At 63.5% G+C, this 18,889-nt stretch carries 25 protein-coding genes and 2 other RNA genes; 14 read left to right on the top strand and 13 right to left on the bottom strand.

Annotated features, from left to right (window positions below):
- Nucleotides 1-192 precede the first annotated feature (192 nt).
- From AC6EI8_RS04165 to AC6EI8_RS04105, 13 genes are all read right to left on the bottom strand, one after another.
- Nucleotides 193-2,319 (bottom strand): TonB-dependent siderophore receptor, encoded by a 2,127-nt coding sequence (locus AC6EI8_RS04165; protein ID WP_498381354.1) that lies wholly within the window; start codon nt 2,317-2,319, stop codon nt 193-195.
- 446 nt (nt 2,320-2,765) lie between these two features.
- Nucleotides 2,766-4,010: a phage head morphogenesis protein gene (locus AC6EI8_RS04160; RefSeq protein ID WP_498381343.1), complete on the bottom strand. Its 1,245-nt coding sequence runs from the start codon at nt 4,008-4,010 to the stop codon at nt 2,766-2,768.
- Between the two features lie 22 nt (nt 4,011-4,032).
- Nucleotides 4,033-5,589, bottom strand: coding sequence for a DUF935 domain-containing protein (locus AC6EI8_RS04155; protein ID WP_498381342.1), 1,557 nt, complete (start codon nt 5,587-5,589; stop codon nt 4,033-4,035).
- Nucleotides 5,579-7,195: a phage terminase large subunit gene (gene terL, locus AC6EI8_RS04150; protein WP_498381341.1), complete on the bottom strand. Its 1,617-nt coding sequence runs from the start codon at nt 7,193-7,195 to the stop codon at nt 5,579-5,581. The genes AC6EI8_RS04155 and terL overlap by 11 nt, the downstream gene beginning before the upstream one ends.
- A gap of 1 nt (nt 7,196) precedes the next feature.
- Nucleotides 7,197-7,697 (bottom strand): DUF1804 family protein, encoded by a 501-nt coding sequence (locus AC6EI8_RS04145; RefSeq protein WP_498381340.1) that lies wholly within the window; start codon nt 7,695-7,697, stop codon nt 7,197-7,199.
- The gene (locus tag AC6EI8_RS04140) at nt 7,697-7,987 is read right to left on the bottom strand and encodes a hypothetical protein (protein ID WP_498381339.1); all 291 of its coding nucleotides are present in this window, start codon (nt 7,985-7,987) and stop codon (nt 7,697-7,699) included. Before AC6EI8_RS04140 ends, AC6EI8_RS04145 begins: the two co-directional genes overlap by 1 nt.
- On the bottom strand, nt 7,984-8,205 hold the full coding sequence (locus AC6EI8_RS04135) for a TraR/DksA C4-type zinc finger protein (protein ID WP_498381338.1): 222 nt from the start codon (nt 8,203-8,205) through the stop codon (nt 7,984-7,986). The genes AC6EI8_RS04140 and AC6EI8_RS04135 overlap by 4 nt, the downstream gene beginning before the upstream one ends.
- Nucleotides 8,206-8,318: 113 nt before the next feature.
- Entirely contained in the window at nt 8,319-8,786 is a 468-nt protein-coding gene (locus AC6EI8_RS04130; RefSeq protein ID WP_498381337.1) for a hypothetical protein, read from the bottom strand.
- Nucleotides 8,786-9,361 carry a transglycosylase SLT domain-containing protein gene (locus AC6EI8_RS04125; RefSeq protein ID WP_498381353.1) on the bottom strand — a complete coding sequence of 192 codons (576 nt, stop codon included), beginning with the start codon at nt 9,359-9,361 and terminating at the stop codon, nt 8,786-8,788. Before AC6EI8_RS04125 ends, AC6EI8_RS04130 begins: the two co-directional genes overlap by 1 nt.
- Before the next feature lie 128 nt (nt 9,362-9,489).
- Entirely contained in the window at nt 9,490-9,807 is a 318-nt protein-coding gene (locus AC6EI8_RS04120; protein WP_498381336.1) for a putative holin, read from the bottom strand.
- A gap of 143 nt (nt 9,808-9,950) precedes the next feature.
- Nucleotides 9,951-10,373: a hypothetical protein gene (locus AC6EI8_RS04115; RefSeq protein WP_498381335.1), complete on the bottom strand. Its 423-nt coding sequence runs from the start codon at nt 10,371-10,373 to the stop codon at nt 9,951-9,953.
- Nucleotides 10,366-10,920 (bottom strand): hypothetical protein, encoded by a 555-nt coding sequence (locus AC6EI8_RS04110; protein ID WP_498381334.1) that lies wholly within the window; start codon nt 10,918-10,920, stop codon nt 10,366-10,368. Before AC6EI8_RS04110 ends, AC6EI8_RS04115 begins: the two co-directional genes overlap by 8 nt.
- Before the next feature lie 49 nt (nt 10,921-10,969).
- The gene (locus AC6EI8_RS04105; RefSeq protein ID WP_498381333.1) at nt 10,970-11,440 is read right to left on the bottom strand and encodes a helix-turn-helix domain-containing protein; all 471 of its coding nucleotides are present in this window, start codon (nt 11,438-11,440) and stop codon (nt 10,970-10,972) included.
- Nucleotides 11,441-11,526: 86 nt separating this feature from the next.
- Here AC6EI8_RS04105 and AC6EI8_RS04100 point away from each other — a divergent pair, with 86 nt between their 5' ends.
- The 14 genes from AC6EI8_RS04100 (at nt 11,527) to AC6EI8_RS04035 (ending at nt 18,889) form a co-directional block, all read left to right on the top strand.
- On the top strand, nt 11,527-11,724 hold the full coding sequence (locus AC6EI8_RS04100) for a DNA-binding protein (RefSeq protein WP_498381352.1): 198 nt from the start codon (nt 11,527-11,529) through the stop codon (nt 11,722-11,724).
- Nucleotides 11,721-12,740, top strand: coding sequence for a hypothetical protein (locus AC6EI8_RS04095; RefSeq protein ID WP_498381332.1), 1,020 nt, complete (start codon nt 11,721-11,723; stop codon nt 12,738-12,740). The genes AC6EI8_RS04100 and AC6EI8_RS04095 overlap by 4 nt, the downstream gene beginning before the upstream one ends.
- 44 nt (nt 12,741-12,784) lie before the next feature.
- Entirely contained in the window at nt 12,785-14,413 is a 1,629-nt protein-coding gene (locus AC6EI8_RS04090) for a transposase (RefSeq protein WP_498381331.1), read from the top strand.
- A gap of 10 nt (nt 14,414-14,423) precedes the next feature.
- Nucleotides 14,424-15,413: an AAA family ATPase gene (locus AC6EI8_RS04085; protein WP_498381330.1), complete on the top strand. Its 990-nt coding sequence runs from the start codon at nt 14,424-14,426 to the stop codon at nt 15,411-15,413.
- A gap of 17 nt (nt 15,414-15,430) precedes the next feature.
- On the top strand, nt 15,431-15,619 hold the full coding sequence (locus tag AC6EI8_RS04080) for a hypothetical protein (protein WP_498381329.1): 189 nt from the start codon (nt 15,431-15,433) through the stop codon (nt 15,617-15,619).
- A complete protein-coding gene (locus tag AC6EI8_RS04075; RefSeq protein ID WP_371558815.1) occupies nt 15,609-15,899 on the top strand; it encodes a hypothetical protein in 291 nt (96 codons plus the stop codon). The genes AC6EI8_RS04080 and AC6EI8_RS04075 overlap by 11 nt, the downstream gene beginning before the upstream one ends.
- Nucleotides 15,899-16,489 carry an HI_1489 N-terminal domain-containing protein gene (locus AC6EI8_RS04070; protein ID WP_498381328.1) on the top strand — a complete coding sequence of 197 codons (591 nt, stop codon included), beginning with the start codon at nt 15,899-15,901 and terminating at the stop codon, nt 16,487-16,489. Before AC6EI8_RS04075 ends, AC6EI8_RS04070 begins: the two co-directional genes overlap by 1 nt.
- The gene (locus AC6EI8_RS04065; RefSeq protein ID WP_498381327.1) at nt 16,486-17,115 is read left to right on the top strand and encodes a DUF3164 family protein; all 630 of its coding nucleotides are present in this window, start codon (nt 16,486-16,488) and stop codon (nt 17,113-17,115) included. The genes AC6EI8_RS04070 and AC6EI8_RS04065 overlap by 4 nt, the downstream gene beginning before the upstream one ends.
- An 8-nt stretch (nt 17,116-17,123) precedes the next feature.
- Nucleotides 17,124-17,525: an ASCH domain-containing protein gene (locus AC6EI8_RS04060; RefSeq protein ID WP_498381326.1), complete on the top strand. Its 402-nt coding sequence runs from the start codon at nt 17,124-17,126 to the stop codon at nt 17,523-17,525.
- A 49-nt stretch (nt 17,526-17,574) separates the two neighbouring features.
- Nucleotides 17,575-17,847 (top strand): HU family DNA-binding protein, encoded by a 273-nt coding sequence (locus AC6EI8_RS04055; RefSeq protein ID WP_498381325.1) that lies wholly within the window; start codon nt 17,575-17,577, stop codon nt 17,845-17,847.
- An 11-nt stretch (nt 17,848-17,858) separates the two neighbouring features.
- Nucleotides 17,859-17,925: hammerhead ribozyme type II (locus AC6EI8_RS04050), an RNA gene on the top strand.
- Nucleotides 17,925-18,614, top strand: coding sequence for a DUF7168 domain-containing protein (locus AC6EI8_RS04045; protein WP_498381324.1), 690 nt, complete (start codon nt 17,925-17,927; stop codon nt 18,612-18,614). The genes AC6EI8_RS04050 and AC6EI8_RS04045 overlap by 1 nt, the downstream gene beginning before the upstream one ends.
- A gap of 1 nt (nt 18,615) precedes the next feature.
- An RNA gene (locus AC6EI8_RS04040) (hammerhead ribozyme type II) lies at nt 18,616-18,682 on the top strand.
- A 12-nt stretch (nt 18,683-18,694) separates the two neighbouring features.
- Nucleotides 18,695-18,889, top strand: a complete 195-nt coding sequence (locus AC6EI8_RS04035) for a hypothetical protein (protein WP_498381323.1) — start codon at nt 18,695-18,697, stop codon at nt 18,887-18,889.

Raw genomic sequence — 18,889 nt, 5'->3', positions numbered from 1 at the left:
AAGTCAAGTTATTCGAGTGATCCAGGCGGAAATTTCGAACGGTAGTGTCGTTTTCAGCGCTTCCGGACGGCGCTGGAATCTGCTGGGAAGCCCGCCCACATAGATGCTCTCGACCAAAAAAAGCGCCGCCCACAGGCGGCGCAATCAGGCTTCGTCCATTAGCCCAAGTGTCGATAATCTTCCCGAGCCGGATCAGAACCGGTAGGTAACGCTGCCCACCACCGTCCGGCGGGCGCCGAAATAGCAGTCGCCGCGGGCGAGGCAGGTCGTCAGGTATTCCTTGTCGAACAGGTTGTTCACGTTCAGCGCGACGCGAACCGGACCGTGGTCGTAGGCCAGCACGGCGTCGACGAGCGTGGCGCTGCTGACCTTGTTGCGATCGGTGCCGTCATAGCTCGCGCTGAAATACCGCACGCCGGCGCCGGCCGAGAAGCCAGGCTTGTCGAACAGGTTGAACTTGTACGTGCCCCACAGCGAAGCCATATGCTTCGGAATGCTGGCGATGCGCTTGCCGACTTCGGCAGGATTGCCGGCGAGGATGCGGGTATCGAGGTAGGTGTAGTTGGCGATCAGGTCCACCCGATTGCGCAGCGATGCGAGGGCTTCGACCTCGACACCGCGCGTACGGGCTTCGCCGATCTGCACGGTGTCGGGCACGCCGTTGACGATGCCCGATGCGCGACGGTTCTTCTCGCGCATGTCGAACACGGCCATCGTCACCATCGCGTTCTTGCCGGGCGGCTGGTATTTGATACCGGCTTCCCATTGCTTGCCGCGCAGCGGCTTGAGCGGGCCGGCGCGGTTGGTGCCCGGCACACCCTGGAAGGACTCCGAATAGCTGATGTACGGATTCAGGCCGATGTCGGTCTGGTACATCAGGCCGAAACGCTTGGTCAGCTCATTGTCGTCGCGCGAGCCGGCCGTCGTGTTCACTTGCGAGGCACGCGACCAGTCGTAGCGCAGGCCGACCATCAGCAGCCACTGGTTCCACGACATCTGGTCCTGCATATAGATGCCGGTCTGGATCTGCTTGGTCGGATTGACGTGGCCGAGCGTCGGTGCGACGTAATTGCCGTAAACGGGATTGATGATGTCGATCGGCGCCGCGCTGCCGGTACCGTTGACGCCCCGGCGTCCGTCGATATCGGCGTGCTGATAATCCATGCCGGTCAGCAAGGTATGGCCCACGCTGCCGGTGCGGAATTTGGCCTGTGCCTGGGTGTCGACGAGGAAGGACCGCAGCCGCGGGTTGTCCCAATAGACGGTCCGTCGCAGCAACCGGTCGCTGCCTTGCACCCAGGGGCCTTGTGAATTGTTGAAGCCCGCGTAAATGCTGCGGTAATCCACCGTGCTGTACGAGTACCGCAGATTCTGGCGGACCGTAAACACCTCGTTCGCCTTGTGCTCGAACTGGTAGCCGATCGCCGCCTGTTCCGCCTTGAAGCGGTCGAATCCCGGCTCGCTGACGAACAGGCTGTCGCGAATCTTCAGGCCGCCGGGGTTCGGAAACAGCATGCCGCTCCAGGGAAAGAAGCCCGCAGTGGTATTGCTGTCATCCCGCTGGAAATTCGCCAGCAGCGTAAACGACGTATCGCTGTTCGGCCGATACGTCAGCGACGGCGCGATCAGATAGCGATTGTCCTGGGCAAAGTCCACATGCGTGTCGCTGTCGCGCGCGAGCGCGACCAGCCGATACAGCCATTTGCCGTCCGCATCGAGCGGCCCGGTCAGATCGGCCTGGACCTGCTTGCGGTTGTTGTTGCCGAACTGCACGCCGATTTCGCGGGCGGCCTCGGGCTGCGGCCGCTTGCTGACGAGGTTCAGGATGCCGCCGACCGCGCCCTGGCCGAACAGCATCGACGACGGGCCGCGCAGGATGTCGATCCGCTCCAGCGCATACACGTCGGGACGGACGTTGTTGTAGTAGCCCACCGCATTGAGCAGGCCGTCCTGGTATTGCGTGAAATCGGTGCCGCGAAAGCGTCCCCAGTCGCCGCGATTGTCGTTGCCGTAGAGGCCCGCGTGGACGCCCGCGGTATAGCCCATCGCCTGCTGCACCGATTGCGCGCCCTGCGCCTCGATGCGGTCGCGCGTGATCACGGTGATCGACTGCGGCGTTTCCATGATCGGGGTATCCGTCTTGGTCGCGGTGGCGCTGCGCTTGGCGACGTAGCCAAAGACCGGGCGGGTCGCGGTTTCGTTGTCGCTGGTGGCACGCACGGTAACGGCCGGCAATTCGGCGGGGGCCGTGGCAGCAGAGGCGGGGGCCGCAGCCGGCGCCGATGCATCGGCGGACGCGGACTGCTGGGCCCAGACCATGCCGGCGGCTTGCAGGCCCAGGGCGAGAGTCGTCAGGCGAAGGGCATGGCCGCGGTGGCGGCCGCGGCGATGGGTTGCACGCTGTGGCATGGTCGGTTCCGTCTATATTTTTTCAGAACGCCCGCGGAATGCCGCCGCGGTGCGGCGGCGCGGACCGTGACGTCGGTCCGTGCGGGTCGGAGGCTCGGGCAACGAACGATAATGCGAATCGTTCTTGTTAACCTTCGCATTGTAACGGCAAGAGGGGGACTGTTTAATCTGTCCTAAGTAAGGGAGGCCCAAAAAAAGGCCGAAATCGCCCGGAAAGCCTTGTGTGGCGCGGGTCTGCATCTGTCCCGGGCAAAGTTATCAACAGACGTTTAGTTTGGCCCAACTTTCGTCCAAATTCGGGCGGAGTTTCATCAGAAATTCGCCCGCCCCTTGCCAACGCCCTGTCCGCGAAGTGGTCAAACCTCCCCCCGGACGACCTGATACCGCCCGGCACGCACGTCCGAAGGATCGAGCGTTTCGACTTCCAGGCGGGCGCCGGACTGGCCTCCGCCCAAAGCCTGATCGAGCCGAAGCCGCATTGCAGGGACCTTGCCTCCGATTCTTCCCTCCGGCACCAGGATGACAGCCGGCGTCGCCCCGTTGTCCAAGGTATCGACCAGCACCGCCTTGTAATCCCAAAGCAGCGCCGGCACTCGGTCTAGCCAATTGCGCGGCCATGCCTTCAGGGCTGCCAGCTCAGCAGCAGAGGCGGCGGCTTCTCCCGCGCCGGCTTCCGCAACGACGACCAGGGATTCGGCCGTATAGGCGGGGAATTGCTCTGCGAGCAATTCAGGTAGCTCCGCCTCCATGAATCCAGCGACCTGCGCAGGTCGGGTCGATCCTCGCGCGGCGGTTACCGGCGTGTCCAGCCAGCCCCGCCAGCGCTTCGCGAGCGCCTCGCGATATTCCAACCCCACGGATTGCATGATGGCTGCGTTTTGCATCGGCACCGGCAGGCTCGCCAGCTTCTGGCCGAGCGCGGCATCTGGCGAAGTCCATGACTGGCCGACGTTGTGGTCCCATCCCGGATCAATCCCCACGGGCACCCGGTCCGTCACCTCGCCATCCTTGTTGGTGACCAGGCGATGTCGAATATTGGGCTCGGAAGAAACTGTCTTGCCGGCCGCCTCCATCTCGTCTGCCGAATAGGAGCGTACTGTGCAGCGGCAATTCCAGCCGTTCGGCGGGTAGTGGCTGCGCCAGAAGTCCGAGCCCACAGGAAGCAGCGTTCCATGCCATGCGCGATGCTGCGGACGGGTCTTTCCGTCGAGGACAGCACGGTATTCCAGGAACGGCCGGCGGTCCGCATTCTCCACGATCTGTTGCCACCGGCCTGCCATGTAGGCTGAATGCATGTTGGTGCGGTAGATGAGCGCCGTCCGCCATCCTCGTTGTCCCTTGTAGGACCATCCAGAACGCCTGACGACGGCGTCAAAGTCCTTGCGGAACTGGGCGAGCGTCAGACCGCCTTCCTGCGCCTTCACCAAGGCGGCTTGGACATCCTTCACCACGTCGAGCGGCGCGCCTGCAATGGTGAATGCCGTGCCATGCATCGGGCCCAGCAGGTCATTCCAGCGGCCCGTCTCCACCGGCACCTTGTCCCGCAGATTGGTGATGGCGTTCTGTGCCTTGACGCCGAACGCCTCGACTGCCTTTGCCATTTAGACCTCCAATAAATGGGCTTCAAACGGCCGTCGAATCGCTGTTGTCGGCCGTTTGGTCGACATAGCCCTGGGTGAACGACCAGGCCAATGCCTGACGCGTCAGGTCGATCAGCTCAGCGTTGTCGATCCGTCCGACCAGCGCTACCAGCTCATCCTGGACTTCCGCGAGGGTCTTCCCGTCACGCTCAGCCTGGGCGAGCATGCGGGCGATGGGTTCGATGATCGCGACTTCCAGCGCGGCGTCGGCCGCTTGCGCCGCCTCGTCAATGCGGGCGTCCTCTGCCTGAGCTGCTGCCACCAGGGAAACCGCGCTGTCTGCGGCGGCGAATTCGACAGGCTTGACGCCGGCTTTCCCCGTAGGCAGCAAGGCATCCTGCTGGTCCATGGCCTGCGGGATGTTCAGCTCCTCCAGCATGGCCGTGCGCGATGGCTTTGCGCCCATCTCCGCTGCGATCTGGTAGGTTTCCGCCCGGTCCTTGCCGGCAGCACTGATCTGGAAGAATTCCAGCTCCGGCGACGGCACTTCCTCGCCGAAATTGAACGTAGTGATCCAGCGGAAAATGCGCGAGAACGTTGCCGAGGCGATATCGCGGTCCGAGTCGTTGATATCGCTCTGACGCTTCATGGCCGTTTCCGTCGCGGCGCGGGCACCCACGTTCTGCAACTCGGCGATCATGGCTTGGCCGGTCAGACACTTCGACATCTCACGATTGGCCGCGTTAATCAACGACTCCTGCGGCAGCATCGAGCCCGAAGTTTTCGCAATCAGTAGATCGACGCCGGTGCCCTCCGGCACCACGGCATAGGCGCTATCAAGCATGGCCTCCATGGCTTGGGCCAGCTCATCCTGTTCTTCCTTCGTTGCGCCGGCGCCGTAGCGGGCGACCGGCCAGGGCAGCCCGTGTCGCTCGCAAAATTTGACGAAATAGCGCCAGCCGCCAGTCTTGAAGGTCCACGGCCAGAAGCAGCTCGACAGCAGTGCCTTGCCGTAGGGGTTCTCCATGGTCGCCATGTGGCGCGAAACCACAAAGCGATAAGGGTCCACGGGCTGGCCCTGGGGGGCCGCCAGCGTCTTGAGCTGCAGCTCAGCGGAGGCATTGAAGGCGAAACGACGGTTCGGACGATCGATCACCTTGACGGGCACGTAATAGCCATTCCAAACGTCCCAGACCAGCTCGTGCACGGCGTAGCCGGTAAAGATGGCCGCCAGCATTTGCCACATGACTTCGAGCCAGTCGGCGGTCGGATTGGGCGCGAACCGTTGCATCCACTGCTCGCAGAGCAACCGTGCCTTCTGTGCCTTCGGGTCCTTCTCGGCCCACGTCACGATGCGATAGTCCATGCCCCGGAATTCGCCCCGGATCGAACGCACTTCGCCGGTGACATGGGCGTCGGCCATGATGGACGCGTAGACCATATCGGCCGCGCCCATGGCACGGAGAATCGGGTCCGGGTTGGGCAGCGTGTGAAGCCGGCCGAAGAAATTGGGGTCGCTGTCGGCGCCCGCCGCCTCCCTGCCAAGCACAGCGCGCATGGACCGCACGAGACTCTTGATGTTGAACGAATTAAGCGCCATGGCGTGATGCCTTACGTTTGCCGGTGATGACTCGCGGGATAACGCGACCGAAGCCAGAAAAGGCCAGCATGAAAAGGATTTGCAGCGCATCCGGGCCGTCGTCATGGGCGGCCTCCGGGTAATAGCGCAGCTGCTCATTGAGCACCGTGTGCTTGGGGTGAGAGCGCACCGTGCCGTTCACGACGTGCGGCTGCAGAGAGAGAATCCGCAAGTCTTTGTCGTCGCCCGGCTTGACGCCGCGCGCAGGCACGGGCACGCCGCCTGCACGCGAACGCTTGACCAGCTCATCCTTGAAGAACTCTTGGAATTGAACGGTTTCGATGCCCCACACCAGGCAGCGATACTCTTCCTGCAGCCGCGTGATATCGATGATTTGCACATCGGGCACGCGTCGCGAAACAATGGCCTCGACCACATCCAGCACGCCGGTGGCGCGGCTCAGTCCGCCCACAAGCGTCGCGCTCGGGTCCCGCCCCTTGTTGAATTTGCCCATCGACGGATCGTGCGCCCCGAAGAAAATCCAGTCGTGGGCCGGTTGCACCCAAAAATGGATCTTGTGAAATGGCGCGCCGTCGTCGTTGGACGGGTCGTTCTGGTACTCGCAGTCAAACGCGTGGTGGTCGTTTGCCCGCAGCTTCATCAGCTCGACCAGCGGCCGCATTGAGGGCCACGAGACAATGGCGCCGGTGTCCATCGCCGCCTTGTGCTCGGCGTAGAAGCGGTCTGCCTTGTCCTCGCCTTCGTTCAAAAACAGCTCTTCCCAGCGTTGCCACAGGTCCAGCCGGTCCGGCCATTCAATGATGGCGCGGAACTTGACCGATTCCCACAGCGGGCTGTTGTGCACTCGATTGGCGACGCCGTCGTAGTGCAGGATGGTATTGAGATACAGGATGTCCATGGAGCCATCCGGCGGTCCCAATGGCATGACGACCTTTTTCAGCCACCGCTCCAGCTTGTCGCGCTGGGCCTTTTGCTGGACGTTCTCATCGTTCTCGATGTCGTCCAGCAGCACCAGGTCGGGACGGTACGGACCATGGCGCATGCCGCGCATGCGCTTGCCTGAGCCGAACGCCTGCAGCTTGATATCGGTCGCAGTCAGGGCCACGCCTACGTTCCACACCCGGCCCTTGCCGACATGCTCTGGAAAGTCCATCGCCAGGCGCGGATTGTCGGTCAGCTCCACTTTGATCGCTTCCAGCATCATCTGCGCCTGATCCTGACTGTCCATGACAATCGGAATGTAGTGTTTGCTCTGCCGGATGATGCAAAGCAGGGTGAACACCTGCGTCACCAGGGTCGATTTGGCCTCGCCGCGTGGCGCGGAGATATTGACGCGCTTGCCGCGCGGAGCGTCGATCCGTGACGGCAGATTGTCGAAGCACCATTCGTGAAACACCGAAGGCTCGCGGGTGCTGCTGTAGTGCGGGAAGTAGGTGTAGAAGAAAAAGCGATAGTCGCCCGCGAGCACGCGAGCGCGCCGCTCAGCGCGTGCGGACTCGTCCGGCGAGAAACCATCGCAGGATGCCTCGATCAGTCGGCGCTGGTCTTCGGTGAACGCCATCAGCTCCTGCAGGAACTGGGCGACGGCTGTGGAACGCTTTGCCATATCAGTCGGCGTACTTCCTGGCGACTTCCTGGCCGAACACCTCCAGGATGTCGATGAAAACGTTGTGTTCCTTGGGGAAATGCAGCTGGATAAACTGCGACAGATCGCGCAGCAGGTCCATGCAGATCGACAGCGAAGCCAGCTTCGGATTGGAGCGACCGGCGGCGTTCACCACCTTGATGAAACTGTCGGACAGGCGGGCCAGAATGTCGGCCTTCACCGATGGCTGCAGTTGCTTGTTGGCCTTGACCTCCTCCAGGGTGGCGAGGAACTGGACGGTCATCTCCTCCACCACCTGGCCGGTCATGCTGTCCACGCTGCTGCGCGACATGCGCTGGGCCGCGCGCGCGATATCCCAATCGTCGCCTTGCTCTTTGGCCGCACGCTTCCAGTTGCGCGCCGTCTGATAGCTGACTTTCACCAGCTCGGCCGCAGTGGTCAGCGGCATGCCCTGGACGTACTTCGCCCGGAGCTGGCCACGGATGCGCGGATCGTGCGCCATCAGCCCCCCTTGCCCATGAAGCGGATCAGCTCCACCAGGGCCGTCATGGCGCCGCCCGCGATACCGCCCAGGCTGGCGGTCTTGACCATCAACTTGCCGTGATCGCCTTCCAGGCGGGTGACGCGATTCTCCAGGCCGTCCACGCGGTCCGTGATTGTCTGTTTCAGGTCGTCAATGCGCTGGTTTGTCGCCTGCTGACCGTGCTGCACCATCTCGCGAATGCCGCGCAGCTCGCCCTGAATGTTCCCCAGCGCCAGCAGTACCTTGTCGTTCGTGTCCGCGTTGCTCATTGACCCCGTCCCGGTTTTCTCGTTTCGATACGCGACTGGCACGGCGTGCAGCGCGTGGCATTTGGCACCAGCTGGCGCCGAGCGATGGGGATGACCCCGCCGCAATCGACGCATTCGTCCGTCCCAGCCCCTTCGCATTGCGCCCGCACCAGCCGAATGGCCGCATCGCGCTCTGCCTGTTCCAGTTGCTGCGCCAGCTCGAACTGACGTTCATTCATGTGGTGGTTCGCTGTTGGTAAAGAGGTACGGCCCGCAACCGTCCGGCATGACCTGGTAGAAGGCCAGCACACCGCAGAATCGGCCAGCGAGCCGGAAATACGCGCGCGCCACATCACGGTGGTTCGCTTCCAGGTCCTGCGGCTTGCCGCTCGCTGGCTGCGGCAGCGCCGCCGGCTCGGTCGTCAAATGCGGTGGAGGTGGCACCTGCAAAGGGACCGGCGTTGGCGGCGCGCCAGCGGCGCAGGCGGTCAGCAGGCAGCTCAAAATCGTCAATCGAGGCGTGCGCATCGGTTTGGGCGTCGTGGTCCAAGCGGTTGAAATAGCGGTCGGTCTTGCCGGCGGAGGCGTCCACGGCTTTGGCGGTGTCCTGCCCGCGCTTGATGTCCTTGCCGATGCGCTGGATATCCTGCTGATGCCCGCGCTGCACTGCCGATACATCGGCCTTCGCAGTGCTGGCCTTGCCATTTGCAACGCCGACCAGGTATGCAGCGGCATGAGTGACCGTCAGCACGATGGCCATGGCGATGAGGACAACGCGCAGGCGCGCGATGACCTCGCTGGTGAGGGCAGCGCCGAACATCAGCTGCAGCTCCCTTTGCCCCAACCCGCGCGCGCATACATCGGTTCGTGCTTCAGCAGGATGCGGCGCGGATACTCAGCGTTTTCGCGCTGATTGGCTGGATGGATGCCGGGATTGATGTCGCAGGTCTTGCCCAGGCAGCGCAGCGGTTCTGCGGACAGCTTCTGGCGCTTGTAGACCCAGCCGAGCCCGCCGTTGTATCCCGCCAAGGCAAACGCCATACGCTCGCAGTGGTTCGCAGCGCTGACGCGGTCGTACAGGTGCTTGTCGTACGTCACAAGCGCCCGAATTGCCCAGGTCGGATTGAAGGGCGCGTTGTCTGCGAGCCCGGCGTAGGCGCCGCTGATCCACCGTGCCGTCGCGGGCATGAACTGCGACAGGCCCTGTGCCCCGACCGAGCTTCGCGCGTCGGCGCGCCATGCGCTCTCCTGGTGAATCTGGCCGGCGAATGTCGCGACCGGAGCGTCGATGCCCCAAACGTGTTGCGCCTGGCGGCGCAGTTCGAGCTTGTAGCGGGCGGCGTCGGCAGGAACCTGCGCGCTCGCTTGCGCAGGTATCAACGCCAGCAGCACCATGCAGGCCAGCACGAACGCAATGACCAGCTTGGCAGCTTCGTAAGCCGTGTCCAGCAGGAAAGCGATAACGAGGCGCCGCACCCGCTCAGTGCGGGTCAGCGTCGGCCAGGAACAAGCTTGCCACGGCTTCATGCTGCCAACCCCACGCAGATCAGGCTTGCCGCCACAATGATGGCTCGACGCAGGCATGCCGCGCGGCAACTCTCCGAGATGTATGGGTCGGCGCGCCCCTCGCGGATGACGAAGGCGTGCGGTCGTGCGTACGGGAAGATCATGCGATCCAGCCAGTAGCCGCCCCAGCCGCCAAGCGACATGAGGTGCGCCTTGTAGAACGTGATGGACAGCAGCGCTTCGGACTGCCGGGTGGTGTAGGCCAAGAGCGCCAGCACGATGCTGACGACCAGCCAGAGAGAAAGGCGAGGAGCCTTGAGCTGAGGGGCCTTCACAGAGCACTCCCAAAAAACAGGGTGCACTCTGTGTCGGTGGCACCCGTAACCTGAGTCGTCAGGTTACGGGCGAGTGGCTTTTATGGATTTGTGAAACGCTTCACAAGATGCCGGCGATCACGCAGGGCGTGATCGCGGCGAACTTACTTCGACGCTGCGTTCTGGATTACGCGCCACGACGCAACAGCTTGGGAGTGGGTATAGCCGAGGTCCTTTCTTGTTTGCGCATATCGTGCGAACAAGTCAGTGCAGTCGTGCTTTCCCTTCTTGCCAGCGAAAACTGCGTGAGCCCCTTCAAGGATATCAACCGGCTTAGCATAGATGCCGTCCTTCATGAGGATGTTCGCAGTGGTGACAGCCCGCCCCGCCAATACAGACGGCGAAGCATCACCGCAAACAGCAGCGACGCCGGCCATTGCTGCCTCTGCTCGCTTCACCTCGATTCCGCTCTGGTCGATCAACTGCCCCGCGTCAATTGAGGCCAACTTGTATGCCGTCGATTCAGCAGCATGGCTCGTCGGAATAACGCAGAGCACGGCAGAAAGGACAGCGAATTTCTTAAGCATTTCTTTGCTCCCAGTATGCCTGCCACTTTGTCATGCAGAACGAAAGGGTCGTTCGCAATTCCCAAGTGGTCATTCCCTTCAGCATCTCTCGCTGGAAGGTCGCTCGCGTGAAGTCAGTAACCGTTCCGCGAAGACCTGGAACGATTGCCCACATGCGGAGTATTTGAGCGATGGTCGCATCTAAAGACAGCTCCCGGCCGGCCGCGCATGACTTCCAGCCTTGCAAGAAGATTGACGCTCTACCAAACATCTCGGGGGTCATGTGATCCACCCCTTTGACGCCAAGGTAGCTGTTCAGGGCCGAACGAACGATCTTTGCGGGCACTAGACCTGATTCGGCTTGCACCACCTCGTCGGTCCAGATGGCCAGCTGTGTCCGCTCCTCAGACCCTAGCTTCGTCGCCGGCTGCTCGCCAGCCGCGGCTTCATTATTCCGTCCAGGCTGCTGATAAAGAATTTGCGTGACGCTGTAATCGCCCGCTACCTGAATGATGCTACTACCTGACGCGTGCATAGCCCCAGGTTCATACTTCGAACCCACTTCCATTCCTACTTACTCCCGTCGCAAAAAACTGCCAGAACAGCATCGTTGTACTTCAATTGGACTTCATTTTACGCTGACGCGAAACGGTCACTCGCCCGCCCACCTGGGTTATCCCATTACCCGATGCGACCATGTTCCCATGGCCCATGGAAGGCTGAGCCGCCGGTTCGGGTGCTGGTGATACCGGCTGCGCGGTCGCGCCCGGTGTGACGGGCAACAGCGCTTTGACCATCTGAGCAAGCTGCGCACCGGTCACGGTAACGCCCGAACTCTTGATCATTTCGTAAGCCGTCTCGACGGCCTTCTGAACCGCTTCCGCTGGCACGCCTTCGACCGCCCGCCGACGGCCCGTCACGACGTAGTCCACATCCACACCGATTTCCGCCACCGCCGCGAGGTATTGAAGGTCGGGCGACCGGTCGCCGTTCTCATAAGCGGTCTGAGAGCGCTGGGTTGTCCCGGCAGCGCGGGCGAATTCGGTTTGGTTCAGGCCGAGCCGGGTCCGCTCCTCGCGGAGCCGCATATGACAATTTGTGCTTGACATAGGAACGTTTCGTCTTAAAATGGGGGCCTATTAGGTTAGATATGGCATCCAATTGGACGGTCAATATGACAGGCGAGCAAGCTAAGCGCAAGTTGCGAGAGCAGGGAAAGACCATCAAGCAATGGGCGGAAGAGAACGGATTCCCTTACGTCCTTGTGTCCCGGGTGATCCGGGGCGTTCAGCGCGGGCACTACGGCACCGGTCACGAAATAGCGGTGGCACTCGGCATGAAGAAGCCGAACGACCAGAAGGAGGCAGCATGACCTCCAGCCTCGCGACGCCTGTGGACACCGCTCCCCGCGAGATGGTGGACGGCAAACTCCCGAACGTTCGGGACTTTGGTTTCGGGGACGCCGAACGCCGCTTGGCGGCCGATCTCGGCATCGATGTTTCCGTTTCCATCGATGCGCGCATGGTGCGCGCTGTTGAACGGACAAACCATGCGCTCCGGATGGTGGTCGAGGCCGGGATTGAGCTGCTGAGCATTCGAGCCGAATGCGACCATGGTCAGTTCCTCGCTGCGCTCGACGCAGCAGGCATGCCGAACCAACGCGCCTACGAGGCGATGACCTACGCCAAGTTCGCCGCCGGCCTTCCGCCGGCCGAGCGAGCGAAAGTCCTTGAGTTGCCTAAGACGAAAGTCCTGGCGCTCGCTAAGGCCGACCCCAGCGTCTTGCAAGACCTCTTTGCCGATGATGAGCAGTTTGGCGACATCGCCTCGCTGTCGGTGCGCGACCTTCGGCAGCGTATCCGCGCTTTGGAAGCGGCAAAGACCGATCTTGCGACCAAGACCGAGACGCTGGAGCGCGAGCGCGACCGGCTCAAGGAGGACTTGCGGGTCGCCCGCGAAGGCCGCGTGAAGACCGGCGGCGCCGTGCCGATCCTGGTTCAAGACATTCGCCTGGAATGCGCCGCCCTGCATAAGAAGGCGCTCATCTCGGTCGAGGATATCGGACGCCTCGCGTCCGAGCACCTGGCAAACGGCCTGGGCGAGAACGCCGAATGGAACGTGCCCGTGGTTCGTCACGTGCACGCCGCACTGGCATCGCTTCACGCCACCGTCAGCGGCCTGATGGCGCAGATGGAGCAGAGCTATGGCCCCGAACTGGCCGGCGATGCCACGGTGCTGGACACGTTCAGCCCGGAAGAGGCAACCCGCTGCGCGCTCGAGTACCGCGCCCTTATCGCCGAACACGAGCACGAGAAGAAGGCCCGCGAGTGGGAACGCGAGATGGAGCGCCCGCGCGGCGTCGGCCGTCCCAAGAAGCGTCCCGTTTGAACCCAGTTCGCTAGCTCAACCGACCACCGCCCCCCAGGTGTGACATGAGTTCCGTACTTGCCTTGAAATCCGACATCATGACCAGCCAATTGCCGGCTGCGCTCAACAGCGATCCGTGGCTTACCGCGACCGAGGCGCAACGGCAAACGGCTGAACTGCGCTACCAGCTGATCGGTCCTGGTCTGCAGCTGATCCAGGCCGGCGCGAGCGTCAACAACGTCGCCAGTCTGCTGGCAGAGCGACTGCAGGACACCGATTCGGCGGTCCAGCAGCAACTGTTGGCGCGGCTTGGCGATGTGCCGTCCGTGCGCACGCTTAAGCGGTGGCTGGCTGCCTTCCAGCGCGAGGGCAAGGCCGGCCTGCTGTCCCGGCACACCGGCCGCGTGCGGCAGGACTACGGCTGGGAACTGCGCGCCATGGCGCTCTACAACCTGCCCAGCAAACCGACCTATGCGGCCGTCGCGCTCAAGTTGCGCAAGGAGGGCTTTGACTCGGCCACGGAATCGCGGGTCAAGTCGTACCTGAAGTCGCTGCCCGCGACCGTTGGCGAGAACAGTCCCGCACGGGTCGGCCGGCATCTGCACAAGCTGCGGCACCAGAAGTACCAACCCCGCACGCTGGAGCAGATCAAGGTCGGCGACATCTACGCGGGTGACGGCCACACCTGCGACTGCTATGTGGCGCACCCCAATACCGGCGGCGTGTTCCGCCCCGAGCTGACTGCCTTCATCGACATCCGTAGTCGGTACGTGCCCGGCTGGTATCTGTCGGAGGCCGAATCGGCGCTGTCCACGGTGTTCGCCCTGTCGCATGCCATGCAGGCCCACGACCACCTGCCGCTGTTCCTGTATCTGGACCGCGGCGCCGGCTACCGTTCGAAGCTGCTTAACGACGAAGCGACGGGCTTCTACAACCGCTTCGAAATGGATGTCATCGGCGCGCTGCCGGGCAACCCGCACGGCAAGGGCTGGATTGAACGGTGGTTCCGCACGGTGCGTGACCACCATGACAAGTTCTTCGCCGGCGGCCAGGTGTACTGCGGCAATGACATGGCAGAGGAAGTCAATCGCCGCCTGTCGGCCGACGTGAAGACAGGCAAGCGCAAGCTGCCGTCGCTGGCCGACTACGCGGCCAGCCTCAGCCAGTTCATCCACGAGTACAACCACACGCCGATGGACGTGCTGGAAGGCCGCACGCCAGCCCAAGTATGGGCGAGCCTGGAGCGCAATCCCGTCGTGCTGTCTGCCGAAGCCATCGTCCGGCCGCGCGAGAGGCGAACCGTGCGTCGGCAGATGGTGGAGTTGCACAAGCGCCAGTACTACGCAAACGAGCTGGCTCTGTACGACGGCAAGCAGATCACGGTCGAGTACGACCTGCACAACGATGCGGCCGTCTGGCTCTACGACGCCAAGGACCGGTTCGTCTGCCAGGCGGCGCTGGTGCGCACGGTCGGCGTGGTTCCGCAATCGCGCCTGGAGGAGCAGCGCGACAAGCGCCTGAAAGGCCAGATCAAGCGCCTGGAGAAGAAGGCCGACGAAGCACGCGCGCGCCGCCAGGACGCCATCACGATCACCGACCAGCTGGAGCAGTTGCCCGATCTATCCACGCCGCTGACGGCGCGCGTACCGGTCAAGACCGGCATTGTCATCGACCTGCTGAACAACGACGAATAAGGACCACATCATGACGCAGCAGAATGCTGATACCCCTGTCCTGGCGATTCCGACCGAATGGGCCGACTGCTACAGCGAGGAGGACCGCGAGGCTGTCGCTGCAATCCACCAGCAGCTGGCTGAGTTGGGGCTGACCCGCGCGTGGCTCGCACGCCTGTCGCGCGTCTCGCCGACGACGCAATCGCAGGTGCTGAACGGCAAGTACCCGACCGATCCGGGCAAGTGGATTCGCCAGATGGTCGATGCGCTTGCCACGCATACGAATCGCAAGTCGGCCGGGGTCATGCCTCACGTGGTCACCAGCACTTACCAGATGGCGGTCGTCGTCTGCGATCGTGCGCGGCAATACCGCAACTTCGGTGTGTTGTGCGGGTACGTCGGCGTGGGCAAGACGGAAGCCATCAAACAGTACCAGCGGGACAACACCCATACCTTGCTGATCGAGGCCAACCCCGACATGTCGCCCAGCGTGATGCTGGACGAGCTGCGCGCGCAGCTCTCGGCGCCGATGTCCCGCTCGCTCGACGCCAAGTTCTCCAGCATCGTGGAGGCGCTGAGCAACACGACGTTCCTGCTGATCGTCGACGAAGCCGAAACCATGCGGCCGAAGTGCCTGCATTACCTGCGCCGCATCCGGGACAAGGCCGGCGTTGGCATCGTCCTGGTAGGCACCGAGCGCCTGCTGCAACTGGTCAAGCCGTCCTATGGCGAGTTCGACCAAATCCGATCCCGCGTTGGCTTCTGGCCGCAGATGATCAAAGGCATCTCGCGCGGCGACGCCGACGCGCTGGCCCAAGCCGCGCTGAGCGATCAAGGCGAGCTGCCCGAGGATGCCTTGGACGCGCTCTGGCACTACTGCAAGGGCTCCGCACGCATGCTGGTCGAGAACTTCATTCCTGCGCTGCGCGACTACGGCTTGAAGAAGCACGCCATGTCCGCAGAGCTGGTCCACGCCGTCGCGCGCGACGTGCTGTTGCTGGGCGAGTCGCGCCCGTACTAACACCCGGAGTCATCGCAATGACCAATACACCGAAGCGATCTGGCATCACCGTCCGCCACACCAAGGACGGATTGAAGGTGGACGCGACCGGCGCTGCTGCACGTGAGTTCCTGCGCCAGCTCGCCGGCCTGCCCCCTGAAACGGGCGACGCAAAGCAAGCCGCTGCCTTCCCGGCCAACGACAAGGACTCTCGCCATGAAGCTTGAAACTTTGCTGGCCGGCAGCCCGACCCTCATCGAGCTGCAGCAAGGTCTGCGGCATCTGCATGCCGAGTGGCGCCGCGTGTGGCTTCGCGTTCGGCTGCGCCGCGAGCTGACCTACCTTGACCGCGAGGAAGAACGCGCGGTCAACGAGGTGGAATGGCGCAAGGCCGAGCTGGACGATGCCCAGGGCAACCTGATCCGGCTGCAGGTCGTCTATGCCAACCGCCGCGCGGCGCTGCGTCGGCGCCTGGAAGCGGCTGCACGCAGCGCGGAGGCCCTGTAATGCCGCTGCCAGAAGTGTGCTGCCCGAACTGCCGGGTGCGCATGTCCCTCGACGTGGTGCTGGCGGACAACGGCATCGCCGAGATGCTGCAGGCGCTGGTGGACATCCATCCCGCTGGCGACACGGTCATCAAGCCGTTGCTGCGGTACATCGGCCTGTTCGGCCCGCGCAAAACGCAGATGACCAACGGCCGCATGGCAAGCCTGATTCGCGAGCTGCAGCCCGAGATGGCCGCAGCGCAAGTGACCTGGAACGGGATCGTCTACGCGGCCCCCCTACAGCTCTGGTCGCAGACGTTCGCGTACGCGGTCGAGCAGGCCAGCCTGGGAAAGCTCGATCTGCCGCTCAAGTCCCATGGCTGGCTGCGGTCGGTCATGGCGAGCCAGGCCGGCCGCGCCGCCGGCAGCGCTGAGGCTGCGAGGGAAGCGCAAGCGCGCGGCGTGGCCGGTGCCGGAACGGCGCCCGAGCGACGCAATGCGGTCAGCACGACGGCCGGGCCGATCCACCTCGACGCATCGCTGCCCAAATCCCAAATGCCGGACCACGTACGGAACGCGGTCCAGAACCTCAGAAAAGGACGTACATCGTGAGCAAACAAGAAAGCGCACCTCAGATCCCGGAAGGCTACCGGCTCAACGCCCAAGGCCACCTGGTGCCGGAATCCGCCATCCGGCCAATCGACCAGGAGCGCGACCGCCTGGTCACCGAAATGGTGACTCTGGCGAAGCGCCAGCGTGAGCTGCTGGCCGAGTTCAAGGCACGGGTGTTCGGTGACGCCAATGCCTTCGTTTCGCTGTCGGCCGACACGTACGGCGTGAAGCTGGGCGGCGCCAAAGGCAACGTGACGCTGCACAGCTTCGACGGGAGCATGAAGGTCGTCATTCAGCGGGCCGAGAACATCAGTTTCGACGAACGGCTGCAGGCCGCGAAGCAGCTGATTGACGAATGCATCCTGGAGTGGGCCAAGGGCAGCGATCCGAAGATTCAAGTGCTGGTCCAGCAGGCATTCGAAACCGACAAGGAAGGCAAGATCAACACCGGCCGGGTGCTAGCGCTGCGCCGCCTGGACATCCAGGACGAGAAATGGAAGCGCGCCATGGAGGCCATCGGCGAGTCTGTCCAGGTCGTCGGTACGAAGACCTACATGCGGTTCTACGAGCGGCCGGCGGGCAGCGAAGCGCATGTGGCCATCTCGCTCGACTTCGCCTCGCTATGAGCGCGCGCATGCACCTCATCAACTTCCAGGCGCGCTACGCCAATGCAGTGCTGGACGGCAGCAAGCCGCACACCATCCGCGCGCGCCGCAGCGACGGTCGCAACCCACAGCCCGGCGACACGCTGCGCCTCTATACCGGCCTGCGCACCAAGCAGGTTCGGCTGCTGCGGCAGGAAGTGTGCGAGTACGTGGTGGAGGTCACCATCTTGCCACCCCTGGCCGACCGCATCCCGCAGGTATTCCTGGGCGACCGCCTGTTGACGGCCGACCAGGTGAACGAGCTGGTGCACGGCGACGGGTTCGACGACTGGCGCGCCTTCATCGCCTTCTTCGAGGACCTGTACGGCCTGCCGTTCACCGGCAACCTCATCGGCTGGTCACCCATGCCGACCTACATCCGATTGCAGTAACGCTTGCCGCGAGCGAGTCGCGGCCTTTCCCAACCTCTAGGAGATATCCATGAACAAGTCCCAGCTGATCGAAGCCGTCGCCAAGCAAGGCGAAATGACCAAGACACATGCCGGCATCGCCGTGGAAGCGGTGCTGAACGGCATCAAGACCGGCCTGCAGGAAGACGGCGAGGTGGCACTGACCGGCTTCGGCAGCTTCGCGGTGGCCGAGCGCGAGGCGCGCCAAGGCCGCAACCCGAAGACCGGCGAGGCCATCGAGATTGCGGCCAGCAAGGCCGTCAAGTTCAAGGCAGGCCAGGCCCTCAAGGACGCCGTGGCCTGACCGCCGCCGCATAGCGAAACACCCGCTTCGGCGGGTGTCTGCCGGGCGTGGTGGCCCGGTACTGACGAGCAGCCAACATGGACCGAAACTCAGCTATCGACAAGATCAAGAAGTGCCTGGCGCTCTCAGCCAGCGCCAACGAGCACGAAGCCGCAGCGGCGCTACGCCAGGCGCGCGCGCTGATGGAGAAGTTCCGTATCAGCGAGGGCGACATCCTGGCCTCCGAAGCGCATGAAGCCACGGCGAAGGCAGGGGCGGCGACCAAGCCCGCACTGTGGGAAAGCAACCTTGCCGTGACCGTGTGCCGTGCCTTCGGCTGCCAGCCGCTGTTCCGCCGGGGCATCGGCCCTGGTCAGTGGTGCTTCATCGGCACGGCCGCGTCGCCTGAAATCGCTCAGTACGCCTTCAGTGTGCTGATGCGCCAGCTCAAGAGGGCGCGCGCCTCGTACATCGAGGCGCATTGCAAACGGCTCAAGCCGATCAACAAGACGCGTCGAGCGGACCTGTTCTGCCAAGCGTGGGTCGGTGAAGTCTGGCGCCAGGTGCAGGACGTGGCAGAAGACCCTGACAACGCCGCCGCTATCGAGGCGTACATGCAGACGCATCACCCCGGCACTGGCGAACTTGCGCCCACCGACCGCAACGGCGACCGCAAGTTTGCCGAGAAGGATTGGCACGCGATTGAGGCTGGCGCGCGAGCCGGTCGCCAGGCCCAGCTGCATCGTGGCGTCACAGGCGAAGCCGAGCCGGTAGCTCTGCCGCAATAGCCAGCGAAACACCCGCTGCGGCGGGTGTCTGCCGGGTGTGGTGGCCCGGCACTGATGAGCAGCCACCGAAGGAGAACGCAGTGATCGAGAAGAACAAACAGCCCGAGAACATGACCCAATCGCAGGAAGCCGTGCCCGCTTCGCCGGCCCTGGTTACCGCTGCGCGCGAGTTCGTCCGCGCCTGGCAGGACGGCGCCTTGCATCTTGGCATGACGGAAACCGCCCATGCGCGTGCCATCTGCCGCGCGCTGGCGGATCAGGACCAGCGGGACTGA

The organism is Cupriavidus sp. R6-3 (assembly GCF_059772245.1).
Note: the sequence above shows the minus strand (reverse complement) of the source record. Positions and strands in the feature narration are given on the sequence as shown.